Source organism: Weissella sp. ESL1177, from assembly GCF_058107185.1.
In genome coordinates, this window is the sequence record NZ_CM176591.1 from 562,469 (window position 1) to 586,783 (window position 24,315).

The following is a 24,315-nucleotide window of genomic DNA, read 5'->3' on the forward strand; positions in this document are numbered from 1 at the left end:
GCATGTCTTTTTTTTCACACACTTTTTATTAGAACGAAGTCCGTTTTTTGATTTAAATAATACAAAAATGACTTGAATTGAAAAAAGAAAATTTTAGATAATGGAGCTTGTATTATTTTTATAACGGTGGAGGATATGTTTAATATGTTTAATAAAAATTTTAATGGCAAACTTCATTATAAAATGTATAAGGGTGGTAAACAATGGTTAGTAATGGGGCTGACCATATTTGGTTCTTCTTTAATTGGTGGCAATGTTTTAGCAGACACGAATGATACATCAGGTGGTGAATTACAAGGGGGAATTAATTATCAGGATATAACGAATAAAAAAACAAATGTTGTTATATTAGATAACAAAAATAATCGTACAAAAGAAATTAGTAATTTTCCGTCTAATAATGCAACCGACAGTGGGGCAAATACGGACAGCGATAGCACAGCAGACAGCAGTGCAGCGAATGCGGTCAGTGATAGTGTAGCAGCTAGCAGTGCAGCGAATGTGGTCAGTGATAGTACAGTAGCTAGCAGTGCAGCAAATGCAGTTAGTGATAGTGCAACAACTAGCAGTGCGGCAAATACGGTCAGTGATAGTATGTCGACCAGTAGCGCTGCGATGAATATGGGTAGTGATGGTGGTGTCGTAACTAGTAGTGCAGTGAATACGGGTAATGACAATGCTGCAACTGACAGTGTCACAATTATAGATAATAATAGTATGGCAACTAGCGATGCAGCGAACACAGGCAACGAGGTTAGTGCAACAAACAGTTCAAATCCAATCAGTCATGTTGTTGCAAATAGTGCAGCGAATATAGTAAGCAATGGCGTTGCAATAAGTAATTTAGCTGGTAAAACGGATAGTATAGATAATAAATCAATTGATGATGATACAACGGTTACTGTCAGTACAGCACAAGATTTATATAATGCCATTGTTAACGGCACAGCCCAAACGATTTATATTGATTCAAATATTGATTTAACAACGATTAATCCTAGTGCTGGCATTGGCACTGTGGGTGTTAATCATGTTAGAAATATTAACTTGTCTTCAACGTCTGGTAATCACTACATTGTAGATTTTGGGCCATATAGTTTTACCTTTAATGGGTCGGTCAATATCAGCATTTCTAATATTGATGCCTATGGTCGGAGTTATTACGGTATGTTCAATGATGCGGCTCGTTATGATTTTACAAATATGACCTATACTGGATCACAACTAGTATATTCACCGAGTGCTGATATTTATATTCATGGCAATGTTAATGTCAAAACCGTTTCGTCTTATAATAATGGTTTTACCAATGATTTAAAATATACTCAGGACAGTTCAGCAACTGGTACACCAAATCGACAACAAATTATTCAAGGTCAATCAATCACATTTACGACGAATAGTCACTTTTCTGGAACAACTATTAATGGTAATGTTTTAGAAATGTCTAATGGTGGTAAGGGTGTTATTCTAGAAGACAATGCTACTGTGGATTTATATCCACATGGTGATGGTTCGGGTGAGGATATTAATAATGGTACAGCGTATGCTTTAGTCATTAATAATGCGAATGTTTCTATTGGCAATGGCGCAAAGTTAAATATTTATGCAAATAATGATGGCTTTATTAATAATTCCGCTAGTGATATTTATCTAAGTGGGAATGCGAACTTTGTTATACATAAGAACGGTACATTAAATATGGTGAACGATGGTGAACCGATTGCTGCTCCTATCTATTTAGGGGGAAATGCACAGTTCCTAATTGATACCAATGCAACATTTAAATATACCGGTAAAAATTTAGGCAATTATGCTAAAAATATTTTTGTCGTATCTGGTACATCAAATTTTTTGGTTAATCATGATGCTAATTTTTCAGTAAGTATTGATGGTACAGGCGCAATTCAAGTATTCAATCTTTCATCGGGTAGTACGTTTACGATTGTTCAGCCAAAAGTGTTTTATATTAATCGAAATGCAAATACTAATAGTGGTAGTTCCATCATCACAAATGGTACTTTAACTTTCAATCTTGTAAAAGCTAACTTAGGGACAACATATAGTGAGCCAATTAAAAAATTAGTATTACAATTTCAAAATGGTGTCGCGTCTGTTCAGTCTGTAGAAGCAAAAGATGAAAATACAGAAGACCAAATTAAGAACTTATTCAATAATAATAAATTAACTATGTTAGATTTGAAACGTTCAGGAGACGATGTCACTTTACAAAATATTACATTAAATAAATCGCATATATTACAGGGAAATGTTTTTGATAAAGAAAAAGATACCTATATACAGGTAGTTCTTAATCATGCGGATGGCACAAAAGAAGTTGTTGGTACGATTGCTAGTCCATATTGGCGAGATACTGATAAATACAGTACGATGACCGATAGTAATGGTAATTTTAAAATCGATTTAAGCATGTATGATTGGTCAGATGTTGATACAGTTGATATTTTAGCTTCAAAAGATTTTGTTACCAGTAACTATACAGTTGATGTTGCAACTGCTATTTTAGCGAGCGAAAAGCAGACAGCGATTGATGCGATTAATACATCGGTTAATAATCTGCTAACTGTCGTTGATAGCGATGCTAATTTAACTGACAATCAAAAAAGTAATTATAAACAAGAAATCGTTACAGCTGGTGATAATGCAACAACTGATATTGATAATGCAACAACATTGGATGCAGTACAAACAGCTGAAGACAATGGGCTGTCATTAATTAATGGCATTAACCAGGATGTTCAATTACAAGATGTAAAACATGATGCATTGCAGCAATTGGCACAAGCAACGAGTGATGCTCTGGCAGCCATTGATGGGGATACTAGTTTAACAACAGCTGAAAAGAATGATTATAAAGCAGCAATTAATCAAGCGAGCGCTGCTGCCCAAACTAATATTCAACAAGCAACAACACCAGCTGATGTGACAGCTGCATTAAATGATGGTACGAATCAAATTAATGCAGAAGCAACGGACGCAAAATTGCAGGCAGCCAAGAATGACGGCATTGCAACGTTAGATACTGCTAAGCAACAAGTTATCGATAAGATCAATCAATCTGAATTAAGTACTGATCGTAAGAACGCCTTGTTACAGCAAGTGAGTGACGCTTATGATGCAGCTGAAAAACAAGTAACCAGTGATACGACAATTGCAACGGTGCAACAGGATGCACAAACTGGTGTAACAGCCATTAATGCCATTGATACGACAGTAACTAGTGAAAATAATGCGCTACAAGCAGCTAAGACAGATGCATTGCAGCAATTGGCACAAGCAACGAGTGATGCCTTAGCAGCCATTGATGGGAATGCCAGTTTGACAGCAGACGAAAGGAAGAGCTACAAAGAGACCATTAATCAAGCGAGCGCTGCTGCCCAAACTAACATTCAACAAACAACAACACCAACTGACGTCACAGCTGCATTAACGAGTGGTACAGATCAAATCAATGCAGCAACAACGACAGCGAATTTACAAGGTGTGAAGAATGATGCGTTACAGCAATTGGCACAAACAACGAGTGATGCCTTAGCGGCCATTGATGGGAATGCCAGTTTGACAGCAGACGAAAAGGCGAGTTACAAAGACACCATTAATCAAACGAGTGTTGCTGCGCAAGCCAACATTCAACAAGCAACAACACCAACTGATGTGACAACTGAATTGACGAATGGTACAAATCAAATTAGTGAAACAACAACAGCTGCAGATTTGCAAGCGGCCAAGAATGACGGCATTGCGAAATTAGACACAGCTGAGCAACAAGTTATCGATAAGATCAATCAGTCTGAACTAAGTACTGATCGTAAGAATGCCTTGTTACAACAAGTGAATGATGCTTATGATACCGCTAAACAACAAGTAACTAGTGATACGACGATTGCAACGGTGCAACAAGATGCGCAAGCTGGTGTAGCAGCTATTAATGCCATTGATACGATAGTAACTAGCGAGAATAATGCGCTACAAGCAGCTAAGACAGATGCATTGCAGCAATTGGCACAAGCAACGAGCGATGCCTTAGCAGCTATTGATGGGAATACGAGTTTAACAGCAGCTGAAAAAACAAGTTACAAAGGAACCGTTAATCAAGTGAATGCTGCTGCCCAAACTAATATTCAACAAGCAACAACACCAGCTAATGTGACAGCTGAATTAAAGAATGATACAGATCAAATTAATGCAATAACAACAGCAGCTAATTTACAGGGTGTAAAGAATGATGCGTTGCAGCAATTGGCACAAGCAACGAGTGATGCGCTAGCGGCCATTGATGGGAATGCTAGTTTGACGGCGACTGAAAAGAATGATTATAAAACAACCATTAATCAAGCAAGCGCCGCTGCGCAAGCCAACATTCAACAAGCAACGACACCAAGTGATGTGACAACTGCATTAAATAATGGTACGAATCAAATTAATGCAGAAATAGCGGACGCAAAATTGCAGGCAGCCAAGAATGATGGCATTGCAACGTTAGACACGGCCAAGCAACAAGTTATCAATAATATTAACCAATCTGAACTAAGTACAGATCGTAAGAATACCTTGTTACAACAAGTGAATGACGCTTATGATGCAGCTCAAAAACAAGTGATGAGTGATACGACAATTGCAACAGTCCAACAGGATGCGCAAGCTGGTGTAGCAGCTATTAATGCAGTTGATACGACAGTAACTAACGAAAATAATGCGCTACAAACGGCCAAAACAGATGCGTTACAGCAATTAGCACAAGCAACGAGTGATGCGCTAGCCGCCATTGATGGGAATACGAGTTTAACAGCAGGTGAAAAAACAAGCTATAAAGCAGCAATTAATCAATCGAGTGCTACTGCCCAAACTAACATTCAACAAGCAACAACACCAACTGACGTCACAGCTGAATTAACGAGTGGTACAGATCAAATCAATGCAGCAACAACGACAGCGAATTTACAAGGTGTGAAGAATGATGCGTTACAGCAATTGGCACAAACAACGAGTGATGCTTTAGCAGCCATTGATGGGAATGCCAGCTTGACAGCAGACGAAAAAACAAGTTATAAAACAGCAATTAATCAAGCAAGCGCTGCTGCACAAACGAATATTCAACAAGCAATGACACCAGCTGATGTGACAGCTAAATTAAAGAGTGATACGGATCAAATCAATGCAATAACAACAGCGGCCGATTTACAAGGTGTAAAAAATGATGCATTGCAGCAATTAGCACAAACAGCCAGTGATGCTTTGGCAACAATTGATGGTAATACCAGCTTGACAGCAGACGAAAAAACAAGCTATAAAGCAGCAATTAATCAAGCGAGTGCTACTGCCCAAGCCAACATTCAACAAGCAACAACATCGACTGACGTCACTACTAAATTAAAGAGTGGTTCTAGTCAAATTAATGCAGAAGTAACGGACGCAAAATTGCAGGCAGCCAAGAATGACGGCATTGCAAAGTTAGACACTGCCAAGCAACAAGCAGTCGATAAGATCAATCAGTCTGAACTAAGTACTGATCGTAAGAATGCATTACTTCAACAAGTGAATGACGCTTATGATGCAGCTCAAAAACAAGTGATGAGTGATACGACAATTGCAACAGTGCAACAGGATGCGCAAATTGGTGTAGCAGCTATTAATGCCATTGATACAACGGTGACGAACGAAAATGGTGCGCTACAAACGGCCAAAACAGATGCGTTACAGCAATTGGCACAAGCAAAGAGCGATGCCTTAGCAGCCATTGATGGGAATGCCAGCTTGACAGCAGACGAAAAAACAAGCTATAAAGCAGCAATTAATCAAGCGAGTGCTACTGCCCAAACTAACATTCAACAAGCAACAACACCAAGTGATGTGACAGCTGAATTAACGAGTGATACGGATCAAATCAACATAACAACAACAGCAGCCAATTTACAGGGTGCAAAGAATGATGCGTTGCAGCAATTGGCACAAGCAAAGAGTGATGCGCTAGCGGTCATTGATGGGAATGCTAGTTTAACAGCAGACGAAAAGGCGAGTTACAAAGAGACCATTAATCAAACGAGTGCTGCTGCCCAAAACAGCATCCAACAAGCAACGACACCGACTGATGTGACAACTGAATTGACGAATGGTACAAATCAAATTAGTGCAACAACAACAGCTGCTGACTTGCAGGCGGCCAAAAATGATGGTATTGCAACATTAAACACTACAAAGCAACAAGTCATTGATAAGATTAATCAGTCTGAACTAAGTACTGATCGTAAGAATGCCTTGTTACAACAAGTGAATGACGCTTATGATACCGCTAAACAACAAGTAACTAGTGATACGACAATTGCAACGGTGCAACAAGATGTACAAACTGGTGTAGCAACCATTAATGCCATTGATACAACGGTGACGAACGAAAATGGTGCATTACAAGCAGCTAAGACAGATGCCATAAAACAATTAGCACAAACGGTAAGTGATGCCTTAGCAGCTATTGATGGCAATGCGAGTTTGACAGCAGCTGAAAAAACAAGCTATAAAGCAGCAATTAATCAAGCAAGTGCCACTGCGCAAGCAAACATTCAACAAGCAACGACACCGACTGATGTGACAACTGAGTTAAAGAGTGGCACAGATCAACTCAGTGCAGCAACAACAGCAGCGAATTTACAAGGTATAAAGAATGATGCGTTACAGCAATTGGCACAAACGGTAAGTGATGCCTTAGCAGCTGTTGATGGGAATACGAGTTTGACAGCAGACGAAAAGACAAATTATGAGGCAGCGATTAATCAAGCAAGCGTTGCTGCGCAAACTAACATTCAACAAGCAACAACACCAACTGATGTGACAACTGAATTAAAGAATGATACGGATCAAATTAATGCAGCAACAACAGCAGCGAATTTACAAGGTGTAAAGAATGATGCGTTACAGCAATTGGCACAAACGGTAAGTGATGCCTTAGCAGCTGTTGATGGGAATACGAGTTTGACAGCAGACGAAAAGACAAATTATGAGGCAGCGATTAATCAAGCAAGCGTTGCTGCGCAAACTAACATTCAACAAGCAACAACACCAACTGATGTGACAATTGAATTAAAGAATGATACGGATCAAATTAATGCAGCAACAACAGCAGCGAATTTACAAGGTGTAAAAAATGATGCGTTACAGCAATTAGCGCAAGCAACGAGTGATGCCTTAGCAGCCATTGATGGGAATACGAGTTTGACAGCAGACGAAAAGACAAATTATGAGGCAGCGATTAATCAAGCAAGCGCTGCTGCGCAAGCTAATATTCAACAAGCAACGACATCAACTGATGTGACGACTGAATTAACGACAAGTGTTGGTCAGGTTAAAGCAGAGATCACCGTCGCAGATTTGCAAGCGGCTAAGAATGACGGCATTGCAACGTTGGACACCGCCAAGCAACAATCCGTCGACAAGATTAACCAGTCTGAACTAAGTACTGATCGTAAGAATGCTTTGTTACAACAAGTGGATGATGCTTATAATGCAGCCCAAAAACAAGTAACTAGTGATACGACGATTGCAACGGTGCAACAAGATGCGCAAGCTGGTGTAGCAGCTATTAATGCCATTGATACAACGGTGACGAACGAAAATAATGTGCTACAAACGGCCAAAACAGATGCGTTACAGCAATTAGCGCAAACGACCAGTGAAGCTTTGGCAGCTATTGATGGGAATGCCAGTTTGACAGCAGACGAAAGGAAGAGCTACAAAGAGACCATTAATCAATCGAGTGCTGTTGCGCAAGCCAACGTTCAACAAGCAACGACACCGACTGATGTGACAATTGAATTGACGAATGGTACAAATCAAATTAGCGCAACAACAACAGCTGCAGATTTGCAAGCGGCTAAGAATGACGGCATTGCGAAATTAGACACAGCTGAGCAACAAGTTATCGATAAGATCAATCAGTCTGAACTAAGTACTAATCGTAAGAATGCCTTGTTACAGCAAGTGAATGATGCTTATGATTCGGCCCAAAAACAAGTAATGAGTGATACGACGATTGCAACGGTGCAACAGGATGCACAAACTGGTGTAGCAACCATTAATGCCATTGATACAACGGTGACGAACGAAAATAATGCGCTACAAGCAGCTAAGACAGATGCGTTACAGCAATTAGCGCAAGCAACGAGTGATGGGCTAGCCGCCATTGATGGGAATACGAGTTTAACAGCAGATGAAAAAACAAGCTATAAAGCAGCAATTAATCAAGCGAGTGACGCTGCGCAAACGAGTATTCAACAAGCAACAACATCAACTGATGTGACAGCTGAATTAACGACAAGTGTTGGTCAGGTTGAAGCAGAGACCACCGCCGCAGATTTGCAAGCAACCAAGAATGACGGCATTGCGAAGTTAGACACCGCCAAGCAACAAGCCGTCGACAAGATTAATCAGTCTGAACTAAGTACTGATCGTAAGAATGCCTTGTTACAACAAGTGAATGACGCTTATGATACCGCTAAAAAACAAGTAACCGGTGATACGACGATTACAACGGTGCAACAAGATGCACAAGCTGGTGTGGCAGCTATTAATGCCATTGATACAACGGTGACGAACGAAAATGGTGCATTACAAGCAGCTAAGACAGATGCCTTAAAACAATTGGCACAAACAACGAGCGATGCCTTAGCAGCCATTGATGGGAATGCTAGTTTAACAGCAGACGAAAAAACAAGCTATAAAGCAGCAATTAATCAAGCAAGTGCCACTGCACAAGCCAACATTCAACAAGCAACGACACCAAGTGATGTGACAACTGAATTAAAGAGTGATACGGATCAAATCAACGCAACAACAACAGCAGCGAATTTACAAGGTGTAAAAAATGATGCGTTACAGCAATTAGCGCAAACGACCAGTGATGCGCTGGCAGCTATTGATGGGAATGCTAATTTAACGACAGCTGAAAAGAATGATTATAAAGCAGCAATTAATCAAGCAAGTGCCACTGCGCAAGCCAACATTCAACAAGCAACGACACCAAGTAATGTGACAACTGAATTAAAGAATGGTTCAAATCAAATTGCTATGTCACTAACAGCTGCAGATTTGCAGGCAGCCAAGAATGATGGGATTGCAACGTTAGATACAGCAAAGCAACAAGTTATCGATAAGATCAATCAGTCTGAACTAAGTACAGATCGTAAGAATGCGTTACTTCAACAAGTGAATGATGCTTATGATGCAGCCCAAAAACAAGTAGCTAGTGATACGACAATTGGAACAGTCCAACAAGATGCAAAAGCCGGAGTAGCAGCCATTAATGCCATTGATACGACAGTAACTAGCGAAAATGGTGCACTACAAGCAGCTAAGACAGAAGCATTAAAGCAATTGGTACAAGCAACGAGTGATGGGCTAGCCGCCATTGATGGGAATACGAGTTTAACAGCAGATGAAAAAACAAGCTATAAAGCAGCAATTAATCAAGCGAGTGCCGCTGCGCAAACGAGTATTCAACAAGCAACAATACCGGCTGATGTCATTACTGAATTAAATAGTGGTTCAAATCAAATTAATGCAGAAGTAGCAAACGCAAAATTGCAAGCGGCCAAGAATGACGGGATTGCAACGTTAGACACGGCCAAGCAACAAGTTATCAATAATATTAACCAATCTGAACTAAGTACAGATCGTAAGAATACCTTGTTACAACAAGTGAATGACGCTTATGCTGCAGCTAAAAAACAAGTAATTAGTGATACGACGATTGCAATGGTGCAACAGGATGCGCAAGCCGGAGTGACGGCCCTTAATGCCATTGATACGACAGTTGAAACAGAAAATACTGCTCTGCAAACTGCTAAAGCAAATGCATTAAATCAATTAGCACAAGCAACGAGTGCAGCCTTAGCGGCTATTGATAGTAATGGCAGCTTGACAACGGCTGAAAAGGTAATCTATAAAGAGGCTATTAATCAAGCCAGTGTCACTGCCCAAGCCAATATTCAACAATCACTTACACTAACGGATGTGGCTGACGAACTAAAAGCAGGTATTGATCAAATTAATGCTGAAGTAGCGGCAGCTAATTTACAAGGAAAGGGAAATGATGCCTTAAATCAATCATCAGAAAAAATTTATGATGACACAACTACGATTGATGGAAATTCTGGTTTGACGACAGCCAATTTGCATAATGTTAAGTCTGATGATGTTACGACATTAAATATTGTGAAACAACAAGATAACAATCGTAGCAGTCAGTTGAAATCAAATAAAAAGATGGAAATTTCTCATATGATGTTACCTAAAACAGCTGTTGTTAAAGATGATAATTTCGCAATTATGATGGTATTACTAGCAAATATTTTCATGTTATTAATACCAGTATTAACAGGTTTTGGTCGTCGTAAAAGTCGTCAATAATATGATTCAATTGAAGTATTTTATGGTGGTGAAGTATTAAATAGAATAGACAAATTAAAAAAATCGTAGATGTATAGTTATCTACGATTTTTTACGGTACTTAGATAGTATTATAAATCATAAAATGATTTATTTAAAAAACAATTAATTAAATAGTGGCATAATAAAAAACGTATTATCACATGAAAAATTTAAGATTATTAATGTGATAACTTTATAAGGTGTGTCAGTATATTTTATTCAATTCAGTTAATAAGTTTTAGTTATGTTAAATATTAAGACATGCTGTATATAAATTTATTGGCATCATTTTTAATAAATATTTTTAATTTAATAATGAAGAAAAGGTAGAACTATGGATAGATTAAGTAATTTAAAATATTTAGGACTTCTATTAGAAATGGATATTGACTATTATCAAGAAAATTCACATATTAAAATACAAAAATCATTAATCGGCAATAAATATAATAAACTTGATAATGTTTTAAATAATAGTGTTGACGAATCATATAATTTAATTAGAGATGCAGGTAATTATTATTTAGTGATTAATTTTGGTAATCGTGAATATTTGGTGATGCAACCAAAAGTATCAACTTCCATCTATTCCAAAGAAAATTTAATATTGTCTACATTAACACCACAAGTAAAAACGATCTTGCAATTTGCGTATCAATTACTTAAACGAGTAGAAGCACCTGATTGGTTGTTATATTATACATATTTAGATGATGTTGTTTATGAAAATAATAATCAGGTATCGTTTAATGCCACCGAAGAACGGCAAATGCAAAATAACTTAATTCAGTTATTACAGGCATTTAATAATAAAGATGAAACCAAATTAAGGTATTATTTAAAATCGGATTTGCGTGCGAAACAATATGGCGAGATGTTTGGTCAAAAGAAATATTTACGTGGGCAAAAGGATGCTTTAATTTCTTATCTAACAATTCTTAATGATTCAGTTATTAATCATAATTTTCCAATTACAAAAGCATATTACATATTTAATAAGATTATTGCAAAGATTGAAATGCAAGAAGTTGAAATTTCATTTAATATTTGGCTAGAAAATATTACACTTTATTATTTTATGGCGACAAATGAACAAGTTGAAATCAATAATTCGTCATTAGCTGAAAAAACAAAAAATTATATTTTAGAGCATATTACACATAAGTTAAGTTTAAAAGATTTAAGTCGTCATTTTGAGTATTCAGAACGGTATCTAAATAAAAGATTTAAAGAAAAATATAATATAACAATTAAACAATATGTACTCCAAGAAAAAATAAAAGTTGCTAAAGATATGTTATTAACAACAGATTTTAGTTTAAAATATATTTCAACAAAACTAAATTTTTCAACAACAAGTTACTTTATTCAGGTATTCAAATCATTCACTGATGTTACACCAAAGCAATTTCGCAAGACAAAGCATAGTGTTGTTGAATAAGGATTAAAAACTATTTCAAGATGCCATAACGACATCGTTTTATAATAAACAAAATCATGCGATAAATAAGAACAAAGATAGTTCCTCACAATTGTTAGATATAAATATTTAATAATTGTGAGGATTTTTTTGTGAATAGATATGTCATCATTCTCTCAGATGAAAGTGATTATTATCAGCAATAGTGTTAGAATTTGCGCTAAATACGCAACATAAAGAAATTATTTGCGAAATAAGGGGCAACTGTCTTCATCTAATAAGCAGATTAAAAGTGACAATGAATTTTATTCATTAAAAAAAGTCTCAAAATATAATATTAAGAACCTTTCTGTTAAATTTCCTAAAAATGCATTAACTGTCGTCACAGGTGTTGCTGGTTCTGGAAAAAGCACTTTAATTGATACTTTTAAAGAGAAATATACGAACACGGTATTACTTGATCAAAAACCTGTCCACAGTAGCATTCGTTCAAATGTCCTGACCTTTTTAGGTGTATTTGATAAATTACGTCACATTTTTGCTAAGAGTTCAGGTCAGAATGTTTCTTTGTTTAGCTATAACGGTAAGGGTGCGTGTCCTGTTTGTAAAGGAAAAGGAATGATTAAGTTAGACTTAGCTTATATGGGTGATACGACATGAAACATGTGAAGTTTGTGATGGTAAACGTTATTCAAAAGAAGCTTTGCAAGTGAAATTTCATGGGTATAATATAGCAGATATACTTGATCTTTCAGTTACAGAGGCAGTTAAATTTTTTACAGATAATTTGGCTAAAGCATTGAATCATTTAATAAATGTCGACTTGGGTTATATTAAATTAGGCCAAAGCCTAGATACTTTTTCTGGTGGAGAGTTACAACGTGTTAAATTAGCGAAAGTTTTATTGCAAGATCATACGAGTCTTTTAGTTTTAGATGAGCCCACTAGTGGCTTACATGAGGCAAATGTACAAAATTTAATTGATCTATTGAAAAAATTAATCAAAGAACAACATTTAACTATTATCGTCATTGAACATAATCTTAGAGTAATGGGGCAAGCGGACTGGCTGGTTGATATTGGTCCTTTTGCAGGAAAAAATGGTGGCAAATTACTATTTCAAGGAACGCCATATACGTTAGTACAACAAAATAATACTTTAACTGCTAAAGCAATGAAGCGTTATTTTAATGGTTAAAATATTGTCAAAAAATAGCCGTTATCAACGGGATAAGGCTTTATTAAGTAAACAAAAAGCTATCATCATTGAAATGTTGATAGCTTTTTGTTGTTATAAATAAGTGGATATCAAAGATCTGAATCTAATGTAAATTTTTTAAATTATCGATTGATTTTTCAACATCAGCTCTGGAAAATGTATATTTGTTATTATTATTGAAATACTGGAAGAGCGGTGACCGGAATCCAATCCAATAATTAAAGCCAACCCAAATGATGGCTAATAACAAGTCCCACCAATTAAAGATACCAGTTGGAATAGCTTGATATAAATACCAAATTGAGACAAGTGTTAAACCAAAAGTGGCTGTAAATGTGCCAGGGTTATACCAACTTTTTAAGCCAATATTAAAAATAACAACATGCATTAAAAATTCTAGAAAAGCGAAAATAACAGCTGCTAAAATAGTCCAGTGCCATTGCGGTGTCAATAATGGTAATAAATATACAGTAATTGCAAACCATTCATTACCAAACAAGGCACTTAATTGGTTTAGTTGCCATTGCGATACATCTGGGTTCACTTTGCGCATCTCAACTTTGATACCTCCCCAAGCAAAGCCACCAGGCAGACCAAATTCTTCAAAAAAGTGAAGATGAATGATGATTAGTCCTAACAACAGTGCTTTTTACTGTAGATTCCAATTTTCCAAACCAAGAATTAATGCAAAGCAACCTGCAATGTAAACAGAAAACTCATACCAGTGACGCACAATACGTTCCATAATTTTTCCTCTTTCTATAGTCCTTTTTCTTTCATTTTATCCATGATGTGATACCGAGAAGCTTCTTCTTCTGTGAATTCATAAGGACTATTTGGATCTCGAAAGGCTAAAATTGGTAAAGGAATCGTGACAATGACCGCAATCAGAAGCGTAACTATTCCCCATAGATAATCCCATCCTGTGGCCAAATGGTGTTGTGTTATATAAACAATATAATAAATACCAATTGGTAAATGTAATAAGACGGCACTTAACATACCTGGATTATACCAACGTTTCATACGAATATTAAACATGAAACCATGACCAATTACTTGAGTAAAGCCAAACAAGCTTTGTGCTAATCCTAGCCAAATAAATTGAGGGAAAAAGACAGCTAATAAATAGAAGACATAGGCTGAAATATTGACAACCATACTACTTTTAACATTTCCTGGGTAGCGGCGATAATTTTCTTTTTCACCATAAAGTACACGGTTTATAACAATTGCTGCACCACCAGGTAGACGATACTCTTCAAAATTGATGCAAAAGTAGCGCCATGAAAGCACCAAACAGCAGAACAGCCATCATGACTGTTCGTTTTTTTCCTGAAATATTTATAATTTCTGTATTCATTTTTCCTCCGTTTTTGTGTAGTAAGCGACACATTTATGCGGTGCAATTAAAAATTGCGGATGATTTGTGCTAAAATCCGTGAAAATTTTTCTTGTTCCGAAGGAGTTAAATTTGTCACAATTTGGTGGTCAACATCATTTAACACAGCGTAAATTTCCGTAATATGATCAGTAATTAATTTTTGTCCAGAAACAGATAACGTCAAAATAACTTGACGCATGTCTTTTTTTGATTGAGTAATCACTAATAAATCATTTTTTTCCAAACGTTTAACGATGCTTCTGATTGTGGGATGACTTAAAACGAAACGATCAGCAATTTCTTTTTGTGTGACAACCCGCTCAGAGTTTTCATATAAATAAATTAATAAAGAAATCTGTGGACCAGTTAAGTTCCAGTCACTAAGCAATTCTGACATGTGTTTATTTAGTTTTTTTTCGATCAAAGTGTTAGCAACCTTGATTTGTGGCCCTATTTTATTAAGAAAAGTATTTATCATTTTTGTACCTCACAAATATGTAGTTTACTACACTTTTAGATATTAAACAATATGACTACTTGATTGTATAGAACTTAAATAGTCATTTTGTAAAACCAATTGTCTATAATGCATAGTTCAGTTTACTATCAAGTGCTTTGAAAGCTTTTGAGTAAAAAATACCTTAAATAATTGGAAATAGTAAATGAAGAACTTGTGCCATATGATTACGTATTTCCAGTTTAGTAAGATGGTTTTCTGGTTTTAACCACCAAATACTGGTTTGGCGAAAAATACCTAAAATAATTTGGCATGTAAACCCAATATCTTCAGCAAGTACAGCACCTTTTTTTTCAAAGGATAGAATTCTTTTTTCGATTTGTGGTTGTAAATAATTATCAATTATTTCAAATGAAAAATCAGTGGACAATTCCATTTCTAAGCGAACTAACACATTTTGATATTGTTCAACTAAATCGAGAAACTTTTCAAAACAAGTGAGAAAAAAATCAAATGGATTTTCCATTTCAGTTTGTGTATCAATTTCTTTCAATAGTTCTTTTTGAGTAGTATAGGCAACAAATTTTATAAAGGCATATTTATCAGAAAAGTGTTTATAAAAAGTTGGTCGACGAACATTTGCTTTTTGGCATAATTCATTAACTGTTAATTGATTGATACTTTTTTCTTCAAGAATCTCAAAAAAAGCATTAATAAGTGATGAATAAGTTTTTTGAACACGTAAATCTAAATTTAAATCCATAATAAATTGCCTTTCTCTATAATTTTAACGAACATAATATACAAATTTGATACTTAAGTTCCTTTTTAAAATAAATTGTACGTTGTCATATTATCTGAAACCATTATAATCTGTTATTGAACATCTGTAAATAAATTATCATTTGTACATTAATAGGTTAGGAGAAGTGAATGGCAGTTATTGATATTAATCATGTGACAAAGGATTATGGACATCAACGTGGTATTTTTGATGTATCTTTCTCAGTCAATAAAGGTGAAGTCTTTGGCTTTTTAGGACCCAATGGTGCAGGTAAAACCACGACGATTCGTCATATCATGGGCTTTTCTAAACCACAAGAGGGTGACATAAAAGTTGACGGAAAGGATAGTTGGAAAAATGCAGCGTCCATTAAGCGTAAAGTTGGTTATTTACCAGGTGAATTAGCCTTTCCATCGGGGATGACGGGCACACAATTCATTGGTTTTATGGCAAAAGAACGGCAAATTACTGATATGACTAAAACAAATTATTTGTTGGACATGTTTGAATTAAACCCGTCGGGACTAATTAAACGAATGAGTTTAGGTACTAAACGTAAATTAGCAGTTGTGACGGCGTTTATGCATGACCCAGAGATTTTGATTTTGGATGAACCAACTAGTGGTTTGGATCCGTTGATGCAAGAACGGTTTATTGATTTTGTTTTGGCTGAAAAGCAGGCTGGTAAAACGATTTTACTTTCAAGTCATATTTTTAATGAAGTTGACGCGACATGTGATCGAATTGCGATTATTAAAAACGGTGAAATTGTTTCAACTATTGTGGCAGATAAGTTAAGAAAAAATCAAAATAAAGAATTTAAGATCGAATTTATTAATCATGAGACCTATGAACGGTTTATTGATCAAACACAGCTAGATATTTCTGCGAAACGACCCGATCAAGATCAAGTGAAATTACGTATACAAGATAGTAATATTCATCAATTATTTAGTGAACTTAGTCGATTTGATTTGCATTTTATTTCAGAAATTAAATTTACCCTAGAAGATTACTTCATGAATTTCTACGATCGCAAACTGAGTGTTGAAGCTGGACAGGAGGAATTAGAACATGGCAATGATTGAAGTTAATAATTTAACAAAAGATTATGGTAAAGGTCGTGGCATTTTTGATATTAATTTATCAGTTGAAAAAGGTGAAGTCTTTGGCTTTGCTGGTATTAATGGTGCTGGTAAAACAACCACGATTCGCAACCTCATGGGTTTTATTAAACCTGATAGTGGGAATGCGACGATTGACGGCCTTGATTGTACAAAAAAAAGTGCTCAAATAAAGCAAAAAGTGGCTTATGTACCTGGTGAAATTAATTTTCCAGGTAATGATAGCGGTGAAGTATTTTTAAAACGACAACTTGAAATGCTTGGTCATGGTAGTTGGGAACGTTGTAAAGAAATTTGTGACGATTTACAACTAGATATCACAGCAAATATTAAGAGTATGAGTAAGGGAATGAAACAAAAAACAGCCTTAGCTTCAGCGTTTGCTGCAAACTCAGATATTTTGATTATGGATGAGCCAACAACCGGATTAGATCCTTTGATGCGAGATACGTTTATCAAATTGGTTGAAGAGCAAAAAGCAATTGGGAACACGATTTTTATGTCGAGTCATATTTTTAAAGAGATGGAAGAAACTTGTGATCATGTTGCTATGATTAAAGACGGTAAAATTATCAATACGATTGATATGGATAATATTCGGTATAATCCAAACAAGTTGTTTCAGGTTGGTTTTCAAGATATTGAAAGTTTCCAACATTTTATTCACTTAGATTATCATTTTGAAGAGATCAAAGATGATAAATACTTAGTAACAGTCAAAATAAATGATCAAAATATAAACACATTAATGAATGATTTACAACATCATCAAGTGTCGTTCTTTAAAGAAATCAAACAAACTTTTGAAGATTATTTTAACCAGACATTCAAGGAGGAGGCATAATGTTCAGTAAAGCAATTTTTAAACAAAGTGTACGATCAAATGGGACACTTTGGCTTGTCATCACACTTGTTGCGTGCGCACTATTAAGTGTTTTTATTGTTCAATTTGATCCAGAGGATTTTGCTGCTTTATCAAGTGCGGCTTCAGGAACCAGTTTTGATAGTATCTTATCAGGATTTAATTCAATTCTAGGAACGCTAGAAACGTTTTATAAAACCATTGCTATCCTACTAGGATTAGTTTATATTATTTTTTCAGCTAATAATTTAGTAGTTAACGAAGTAGATAGTGGCTCAATGGCTTACACTTTGTCAACACCAACTAAACGTAGTACTGTTATCTTTACCAAGATGGCATACATGATTGGCTCAATTGTCTTAATGTTTGGTATTGTAACAGGTGTTGGACTTGGCGTATCTGAAGTTACTCACCATAATATTACTGGTGAACCGATGACGGAAGATGTTGAGGCTGCTGCCGATGCAATGGATCGTAAGCCCAGTTATGTTCGTGGGCATTTGTACATGATCGAAGACGATAAGTATGCACTACAAGCAGGTGCTGAAGCACGCAATATGGATAAAGAAGCTTATAAGAAATATCTTGATCAAGCTATTTTACGTGATAGTTATGACGCTGCTGCTAAGAAATTAACATCAGATCGTAAGGATAAGTTTGCTGATTCTGATAAGAGTAAATCAACGATTGAAATTACTCAAAATGAATTAACTAAGAATCCAAAGTTAATGCTGAATGATAATGACGCTTTGAGTGCAGGTGCTAAAGTTACTGGTCAGAGTGTTAGTGATTATCGTAATTCAATTAATGATCAAATCAAGGATGATAGTGCTGCAAAACAAAAAGAGATGGAAAAAAGTTTGCCAGCTAGTCCGTCAATTATTATGGCAATTGCTCAAAAAGCAGGTGCTAAGGCTTTGAATACATCAGAGAGTAATATTCAAGATAATATGAGTTTACTAAAAGATGATAAAGCTATCAAAGCTGCTTCAGAAGCAACTAAAGTTCCTGAGGAGCAATTAAAGGTGTTGATTGATACATCGCAAGTAAATGCTGCTTTGAAATCTGATAAATCATTAGAATTTGATATCGAGACGTTTGTATGGTTAAACGTTGGTGCATGTTTGTTAATTTTGGCAATGGGTAGTATTTCATTCTTTGCAAGTACATTGTTTAACCGATCAAACCATGCCATGATTCTTGGAGCAGGGTTGCCATTCGCATTCTTCCTGATTAGTTTGGTTATCCAACAAAGTGATAGTTTGGAGAACTTAAAGTACTTCTCATTAACAACTCTGTATAAGACAGATGAAATTTTAAGTAATGGTGACTTTGGTATACCATTACTGGCATTAGGTTGTGTTGCAGTTGTATTATACGCAGCTTCAGCGGTTGTCTTCCAAAAGAAAGACTTACCGCTTTAATTAAAATTTAAATTAAGCCCCATGAGTTAGATTAAATTCCGAAACTCATGGGGCTTTACTATATACTTGATTTTTTAATTATCTTCTGAATTACTGGTGTCAAACGGGCGTAAACCTTGTTCAGCCTTTAGCATATGTGTTTGATAATTAGATAATTTGTAGTCTAACTTTTCTTTTGCTTTTGTTAAAGAGGCAATTTTTTCTTCTAATTGATCTCTTTGTTCTTGTAATAAATTAATTCGAGCTGGAATTGTTTTTTGACCATTTCTAAATAAAGTTAAATATTCGATTAAAGCTTCAACGGACAAACCTGCGTTTCTCATTTGTCGACTAAATTTGATCCATTTTAAATCCTCATCATCGAAATTACGAATACCGTTTTCTTTTCGTTTAACTGGTGGGATGAGACCAATTCGTTCATAATAGCGAATTGTATCTGCTGAAACGCCACTAATTTCACTAGCTTTTTTAATATTCATGATGTTGGTCCTTTTCTTGATTTTTTCGTTTTTTAATTTAATGACAGTATAAAGCTTAGCGTACGCCATAAAAAATTTAAATAGTTTTGTTTGACTTAGAGTATACTCCAAGAATTATAGTAATGGTATTCAAAAAAGAAAGGAATTTTATCAAATGAGTCAAGATATTATGTTAGTTACTGGTGCAGGACAACTTTCTTTAGCAATAGCCCGGAGAGTTGGCTATGGTAAGAAGATTATTTTAGGGGATAAAAATATTCATAATGCGCAGAAAATAGCAGATGTTTTAAATCAAGCGGGTTATGATACAGAAATTTGTGAAATGGATATTTCATCACGTGAATCTATCCAAAAAATGATTAAAAAAGGACAAGAATATGGATCCATTAAATATTTAGTTAATGGTGCTGGTGTATCACCATCACAAGCTTCAATTGAGACTATTCTAAAAGTTGATCTTTATGGGACAGCTGTCTTAATGGAAGAGGTACGTCAGGTGATTGCACCAGGTGGCGCAGGAGTTGTGATATCGAGTCAGTCTGGTTTTCGGATGCCAGCATTAACAGCAGAACAAAATCGTCAACTAGCGATGACACCGACAGAAGAACTCTTAAAACTTGATTTTCTACAGCCTAATCAGATTAAAGATTCATTACAAGCATATCAATTAGCAAAAAGATGTAATGAAAAGCGGACAATGTATGAAGCGGTTGAATGGGGCAAAAAGAAAGCACGGATTAATGATATTGCGCCAGGTATCATAGTAACACCCTTGGCAATTGATGAATTTAACGGGCAACGAGGCGATTTTTACAAAAATATGTTTGCTAAGTCACCAGCAGGTCGTCCAGGAACGGCTGATGAAGTAGCAGATGTCGCTGAACTTGTGATGAGTGAACGTGCACAGTTTATTACTGGGTCGACTTTCTTAATTGACGGTGGTGCGACGGCTTCTTATTATTATGGACCTTTACAACCAAAATAAAATTTAGAAGAGGGAAAAATTATGAAAGCAACTTACTTTATAGAACCTGGAAAAATAGCAATTAAGGAAACCCCAAAGCCAGAATTAAAAGAATCGACAGATGCCATTTTACGGATTGTACGCGCTTGTGTGTGCGGTTCTGATCTTTGGTGGTATCGGGGCATTAATCCTAGAACACATCATTCACGGGTTGGTCATGAGGCGATTGCCATTGTAGAACAAGTTGGTAATGCAGTTCAAAAAGTTAAAGCAGGGGATTTTGTTGTCGTACCATTCACACATGGTTGTGGACACTGTGCAGCATGCCTTGCTGGATTTGACGGTAATTGTACTAATCAAGTCTCAGATCCCGAAAATGGCTATCAAGCCGAATATTTACGCTATCACAATGCTAATTGGGGATTGGTTAAAATCCCAGGACAGCCTTCAGATTACACAGAGGAACAACTGAATGATCTATTGACTTTATCGGATGTGATGGCAACTGGTTATCATGCGGCCTATACAGCTGAGGTTAAGCCTGGCACAACGGTAGCCGTTTTAGGCGATGGCGCTGTTGGCCTTTGCGCAGTGATTGGTGCAAAATTATTGGGTGCTAAGGAAATTATTGCTTTAAGTCATCATCAAGACCGTGCCGAACTAGCGCGTGAATTTGGCGCAACGACTATTGTGTCAGAACGGGATGAGCAAGCCGTTGAAAAAATCATGAATTTGACAAATCAAAAAGGAGTTGATGCAGTCCTTGAATGTGTTGGTAGTGAAAATTCTTTAACTGAAGCACAACAAATTAGCTGTCCAGGGGCAGTTATTGGGCGAGTTGGTGTGCCACAAAGTACACCTGATACTAATCAATTATTTTGGCAAAATGTTGGTCTACGTGGTGGTATTGCTGCAGTCACAACTCATGATGAACAGCATGGCTTGCTACAAGCTGTGCTTCAAGGAACGATTCATCCTGGAAAAGTCTTCACGAAACAATTTGATCTTGATCATATTCCGGATGCTTATGACGCAATGGACAAACGTGAAGCCATTAAATCACTAATTGTCATGTAAAAAAGTATAAAAACATTGTTAAAACGATATCGTTAAATTTAAAATATAATATTTTTTAAAAGGTATATCCATAAATTAAAGTAAAAATTTAATTTATGGATATACCTTATTTTGATAGTAATTTATTTTGAACGTATTTTAAAAATCTACTGCTAGCAACGGAAAGCGTCATATTTTTAGGCCAGACAAAACTAGTGGTAGCACTAATCGTCGGTTTTAAAGGAATGAATTTCAAATTAGTATTAATGGTGTTAAAGACACCTTCTAAACATAGAACATGGCCTATCCCCGTCATGGCTATGTTTGCAGCGTTATTAATAAGATTATAATGGCCAATAATCTGATAATTGATAGCATTTTGACCGAACCAATCATTAAATGTCGTTAGTTGATAATTTGTTAATGGAAAAATCAATTTTTGGTTTTCTAATTGAGCAGCTGATGAAATATTTCTCTCATTAACAACAGTCATAAAATAGTGTAATACATGTAGTTACATATCGATTAGTTCTATGTTTTTTATTAATCGTGATTGTTTATTTATGGATTTAGAGAGTATTTATTTAAGTGGTGATGTCATTATGATATTTAGCTAATGAATTTTATCAAAACTATTAATACTCGACTTATTAATAATTTTCGTGGCCCAGGTGTTCGAGGTAAGTTTTAAACTTTTCACTATCAGAAATAATACCTGCATCTTTGGCTTCGTACCAGTTGATTTTATCGTTTAAAATTTGTAAATGTTGTTGGATTTCAGCTAATTCCTTTAGAAAATTTGCTTTAGTCCTTTTTAAAAGCGCTAGACGTTGTGGAATGGTCTTATCTCCTTGCTCACGCAGAATAATGTATTGTTTTAAATCAGCAATACTCATACCAGCTCCCTTTAAGTGATTTAAAAAACGTAACCAGTCAAAATCATCGTTCGTATAGTAACGATGACCATTAGCTAAACGTTGTGGCTTTATTAAGTTTTCAGCCTCATAATAACGTAAAGTTGAAGTTGGCATACCTGTTAATTCACTAAATTCGCCAATATTATAAATTTTTTGTGTTGGTGTCATGCTAAACTCTCCTTATAGTTGACTTTAAATGCTATTATACAGTAAAAACAAATTTAATAATATTAAGATAATCATTTGACTTAAAGTGCACTTTAGGTTTTACAATAAAAGTGTTTTATAAATATAAATTAGGGAGGTGCCACTATGGCTAAGAAACAAACAGCAGGGCAAGAACAATTAGGAAAGTTTGCCCCACAATTTGCTCATTTAAATGATGATGTTTTATTTGGTGAAGTTTGGGATAAAGAAGATGAATTAAGTGCGCACGATCGTTCGTTGGTAACGATTGCAGCACTGATTGCAATGGGGAACACTGAACAGTTGGAAGCACACTTAAAAATTGGTAAATCAAATGGTATTACGCAAGAGGAAATTACGGCAGAAATTACACACCTTGCATTTTATGCGGGTTGGCCAAAAGCATGGTCAGCCTTTAATCGAGCTAAGGAAATTTGGCAATAAATTAGATATAACAGTATAAAAATAAGGAGAAATGAACATGACAAATCAAAAAGTTGAACAACCAGGTGTTTTTCCAACAGGACCAACTAATGATGCGTTTGACCAATATTTTATTGGTCAGAGTTATAATCAAACATTAGTGACACCAGGTGGTGATGTCAGTGTACCTGTTGGGAATGTGACTTTTGAACCAGGCTGCCGAAATAATTGGCACATTCATCATAATGGTAGTCAAATTTTATTGGTGACGGGTGGCCAAGGTTGGTATCAAGAAGAAGGCAAACCAGCGCAACTATTAAATCCAGGTGATGTTGTCATTGCTCATGATGGCGTTAAGCATTGGCATGGTGCAACGAAAGATAGTTGGTTCAGTCATTTAGCAATTACGACTGGTGAGTCAGAATGGTTAGAACCGGTTGAAGATACCGTTTATAATCAATTAGCAAAGTAAAAACATAAAAGGGGTAGTTATGACACGTAGTAAAGTGATTATCCACATGTATGTTTCGATTGATGGTAAAATTGATGGACCACATGGTAGTGGCGCTTCAAGTACTTATTACTCAGATGAACTATTTCAAATGAGTAACGCTGATGCTAACGGTCGTGAAACGATTCAGATGTACGCAGCGCCAGCAAAGCTTGATTTAAGTGAATTTAGCGATGTACAAGTTCCTTATGAAGATTGGATACCAAAAATTACATCAGATACTTGGTCTGTATCTTTTGATCGGCAAGGTAGATGTGGTTGGACACAAAACTTTTTTGAATATAATGGGCGTCAAATGCATGCCATTGAAGTGGTGACAAAACAAGCTAGCCAAGCTTATTTGGCATTTCTCAAATCAATGAATATTCCATATATTATTGGTGGTGACACAGTATTTGATTTTGAAACAATTTTAGAAAAATTAAATGCCTATTTTAATATTGAAACATTAGCAGTTTGTGGCGGTGCCATGATTAATGGTGCTTTTTTGAAAGCCCATGTTGTTGATGAAATTTCACTAGTCGTTGCACCGCATGTGAATGGTGATGGGACTCAAAAGTCTAGTTTTGAAACCATTGGTCAATATATTGATGACACATTTACCTTTGACCAAGCTAAGAAATTACCAGACGGTGGTGTCCATTTAATTTTTAAAAAATAAATAG

19 protein-coding genes are annotated in these 24,315 nt (G+C 35.8%); 12 read left to right on the forward strand and 7 right to left on the reverse strand.

Features of this window, described 5'->3' with window-relative positions; translation table 11 throughout:
- The first annotated feature begins 144 nt into the window (after positions 1 to 144).
- From AC3B5D_RS02695 to AC3B5D_RS02710, 4 genes are all read left to right on the forward strand, one after another.
- A complete protein-coding gene (locus AC3B5D_RS02695; RefSeq protein ID WP_489878288.1) occupies positions 145 to 10,419 on the forward strand; it encodes a DUF1542 domain-containing protein in 10,275 nt (3,424 codons plus the stop codon).
- Positions 10,420 to 10,774: 355 nt separating this feature from the next.
- Positions 10,775 to 11,881: a helix-turn-helix transcriptional regulator gene (locus AC3B5D_RS02700; RefSeq protein ID WP_489839635.1), complete on the forward strand. Its 1,107-nt coding sequence runs from the start codon at positions 10,775 to 10,777 to the stop codon at positions 11,879 to 11,881.
- Between the two features lie 225 nt (positions 11,882 to 12,106).
- Positions 12,107 to 12,520, forward strand: coding sequence for an ATP-binding cassette domain-containing protein (locus AC3B5D_RS02705; protein WP_489839634.1), 414 nt, complete (start codon positions 12,107 to 12,109; stop codon positions 12,518 to 12,520).
- Positions 12,521 to 12,569: 49 nt separating this feature from the next.
- Entirely contained in the window at positions 12,570 to 13,058 is a 489-nt protein-coding gene (locus AC3B5D_RS02710) for an ATP-binding cassette domain-containing protein (RefSeq protein ID WP_489839633.1), read from the forward strand.
- 124 nt (positions 13,059 to 13,182) lie between these two features.
- Here the strand turns inward: AC3B5D_RS02710 and AC3B5D_RS02715 are convergent, their stop codons facing one another.
- From AC3B5D_RS02715 to AC3B5D_RS02730, 4 genes are all read right to left on the reverse strand, one after another.
- Entirely contained in the window at positions 13,183 to 13,719 is a 537-nt protein-coding gene (locus AC3B5D_RS02715; RefSeq protein WP_489839632.1) for an HXXEE domain-containing protein, read from the reverse strand.
- Positions 13,720 to 13,838: 119 nt separating this feature from the next.
- A complete protein-coding gene (locus AC3B5D_RS02720) occupies positions 13,839 to 14,375 on the reverse strand; it encodes an HXXEE domain-containing protein (protein ID WP_489840589.1) in 537 nt (178 codons plus the stop codon).
- A 113-nt stretch (positions 14,376 to 14,488) separates the two neighbouring features.
- A complete protein-coding gene (locus AC3B5D_RS02725) occupies positions 14,489 to 14,941 on the reverse strand; it encodes a MarR family winged helix-turn-helix transcriptional regulator (protein WP_489839631.1) in 453 nt (150 codons plus the stop codon).
- A gap of 163 nt (positions 14,942 to 15,104) precedes the next feature.
- Entirely contained in the window at positions 15,105 to 15,683 is a 579-nt protein-coding gene (locus AC3B5D_RS02730) for a TetR/AcrR family transcriptional regulator (RefSeq protein WP_489839630.1), read from the reverse strand.
- A 170-nt stretch (positions 15,684 to 15,853) separates the two neighbouring features.
- On the opposite strand from AC3B5D_RS02730, the gene AC3B5D_RS02735 reads away from it, so the two are divergent.
- The 3 genes from AC3B5D_RS02735 to AC3B5D_RS02745 are packed head-to-tail and all read left to right on the forward strand — an operon-like array spanning position 15,854 to position 19,114.
- Positions 15,854 to 16,792 carry an ABC transporter ATP-binding protein gene (locus AC3B5D_RS02735; RefSeq protein ID WP_489839629.1) on the forward strand — a complete coding sequence of 313 codons (939 nt, stop codon included), beginning with the start codon at positions 15,854 to 15,856 and terminating at the stop codon, positions 16,790 to 16,792.
- Positions 16,779 to 17,672, forward strand: a complete 894-nt coding sequence (locus tag AC3B5D_RS02740) for an ABC transporter ATP-binding protein (protein ID WP_489839628.1) — start codon at positions 16,779 to 16,781, stop codon at positions 17,670 to 17,672. Before AC3B5D_RS02735 ends, AC3B5D_RS02740 begins: the two co-directional genes overlap by 14 nt.
- Positions 17,672 to 19,114, forward strand: coding sequence for an ABC transporter permease subunit (locus AC3B5D_RS02745; RefSeq protein ID WP_489839627.1), 1,443 nt, complete (start codon positions 17,672 to 17,674; stop codon positions 19,112 to 19,114). Before AC3B5D_RS02740 ends, AC3B5D_RS02745 begins: the two co-directional genes overlap by 1 nt.
- Before the next feature lie 74 nt (positions 19,115 to 19,188).
- Here the strand turns inward: AC3B5D_RS02745 and AC3B5D_RS02750 are convergent, their stop codons facing one another.
- Entirely contained in the window at positions 19,189 to 19,593 is a 405-nt protein-coding gene (locus tag AC3B5D_RS02750) for a MerR family transcriptional regulator (protein ID WP_489839626.1), read from the reverse strand.
- A 154-nt stretch (positions 19,594 to 19,747) separates the two neighbouring features.
- On the opposite strand from AC3B5D_RS02750, the gene AC3B5D_RS02755 reads away from it, so the two are divergent.
- Both AC3B5D_RS02755 and AC3B5D_RS02760 read left to right on the forward strand, forming a co-directional pair.
- Complete coding sequence (locus tag AC3B5D_RS02755; RefSeq protein ID WP_489839625.1) at positions 19,748 to 20,578, forward strand: SDR family oxidoreductase; 831 nt, start codon at positions 19,748 to 19,750, stop codon at positions 20,576 to 20,578.
- A 21-nt stretch (positions 20,579 to 20,599) separates the two neighbouring features.
- Positions 20,600 to 21,634 (forward strand): zinc-binding dehydrogenase, encoded by a 1,035-nt coding sequence (locus AC3B5D_RS02760; RefSeq protein ID WP_489839624.1) that lies wholly within the window; start codon positions 20,600 to 20,602, stop codon positions 21,632 to 21,634.
- Between the two features lie 106 nt (positions 21,635 to 21,740).
- Here AC3B5D_RS02760 and AC3B5D_RS02765 read toward each other — a convergent pair whose 3' ends face one another.
- Complete coding sequence (locus tag AC3B5D_RS02765) at positions 21,741 to 22,106, reverse strand: LysR substrate-binding domain-containing protein (protein ID WP_489839623.1); 366 nt, start codon at positions 22,104 to 22,106, stop codon at positions 21,741 to 21,743.
- 157 nt (positions 22,107 to 22,263) lie between these two features.
- Positions 22,264 to 22,698: a MerR family transcriptional regulator gene (locus AC3B5D_RS02770; RefSeq protein WP_489839622.1), complete on the reverse strand. Its 435-nt coding sequence runs from the start codon at positions 22,696 to 22,698 to the stop codon at positions 22,264 to 22,266.
- A gap of 144 nt (positions 22,699 to 22,842) precedes the next feature.
- Between AC3B5D_RS02770 and AC3B5D_RS02775 the strand changes: the two genes are divergently transcribed.
- From AC3B5D_RS02775 to AC3B5D_RS02785, 3 genes are read left to right on the forward strand one after another with little or no spacing between them, the layout of a single operon-like run.
- Positions 22,843 to 23,160 carry a carboxymuconolactone decarboxylase family protein gene (locus AC3B5D_RS02775; protein ID WP_489839621.1) on the forward strand — a complete coding sequence of 106 codons (318 nt, stop codon included), beginning with the start codon at positions 22,843 to 22,845 and terminating at the stop codon, positions 23,158 to 23,160.
- Positions 23,161 to 23,197: 37 nt separating this feature from the next.
- Positions 23,198 to 23,611, forward strand: coding sequence for a cupin domain-containing protein (locus AC3B5D_RS02780; protein ID WP_489839620.1), 414 nt, complete (start codon positions 23,198 to 23,200; stop codon positions 23,609 to 23,611).
- A 19-nt stretch (positions 23,612 to 23,630) separates the two neighbouring features.
- Positions 23,631 to 24,311, forward strand: a complete 681-nt coding sequence (locus tag AC3B5D_RS02785; RefSeq protein ID WP_489839619.1) for a dihydrofolate reductase family protein — start codon at positions 23,631 to 23,633, stop codon at positions 24,309 to 24,311.
- The last annotated feature ends 4 nt before the right edge of the window (positions 24,312 to 24,315 follow it).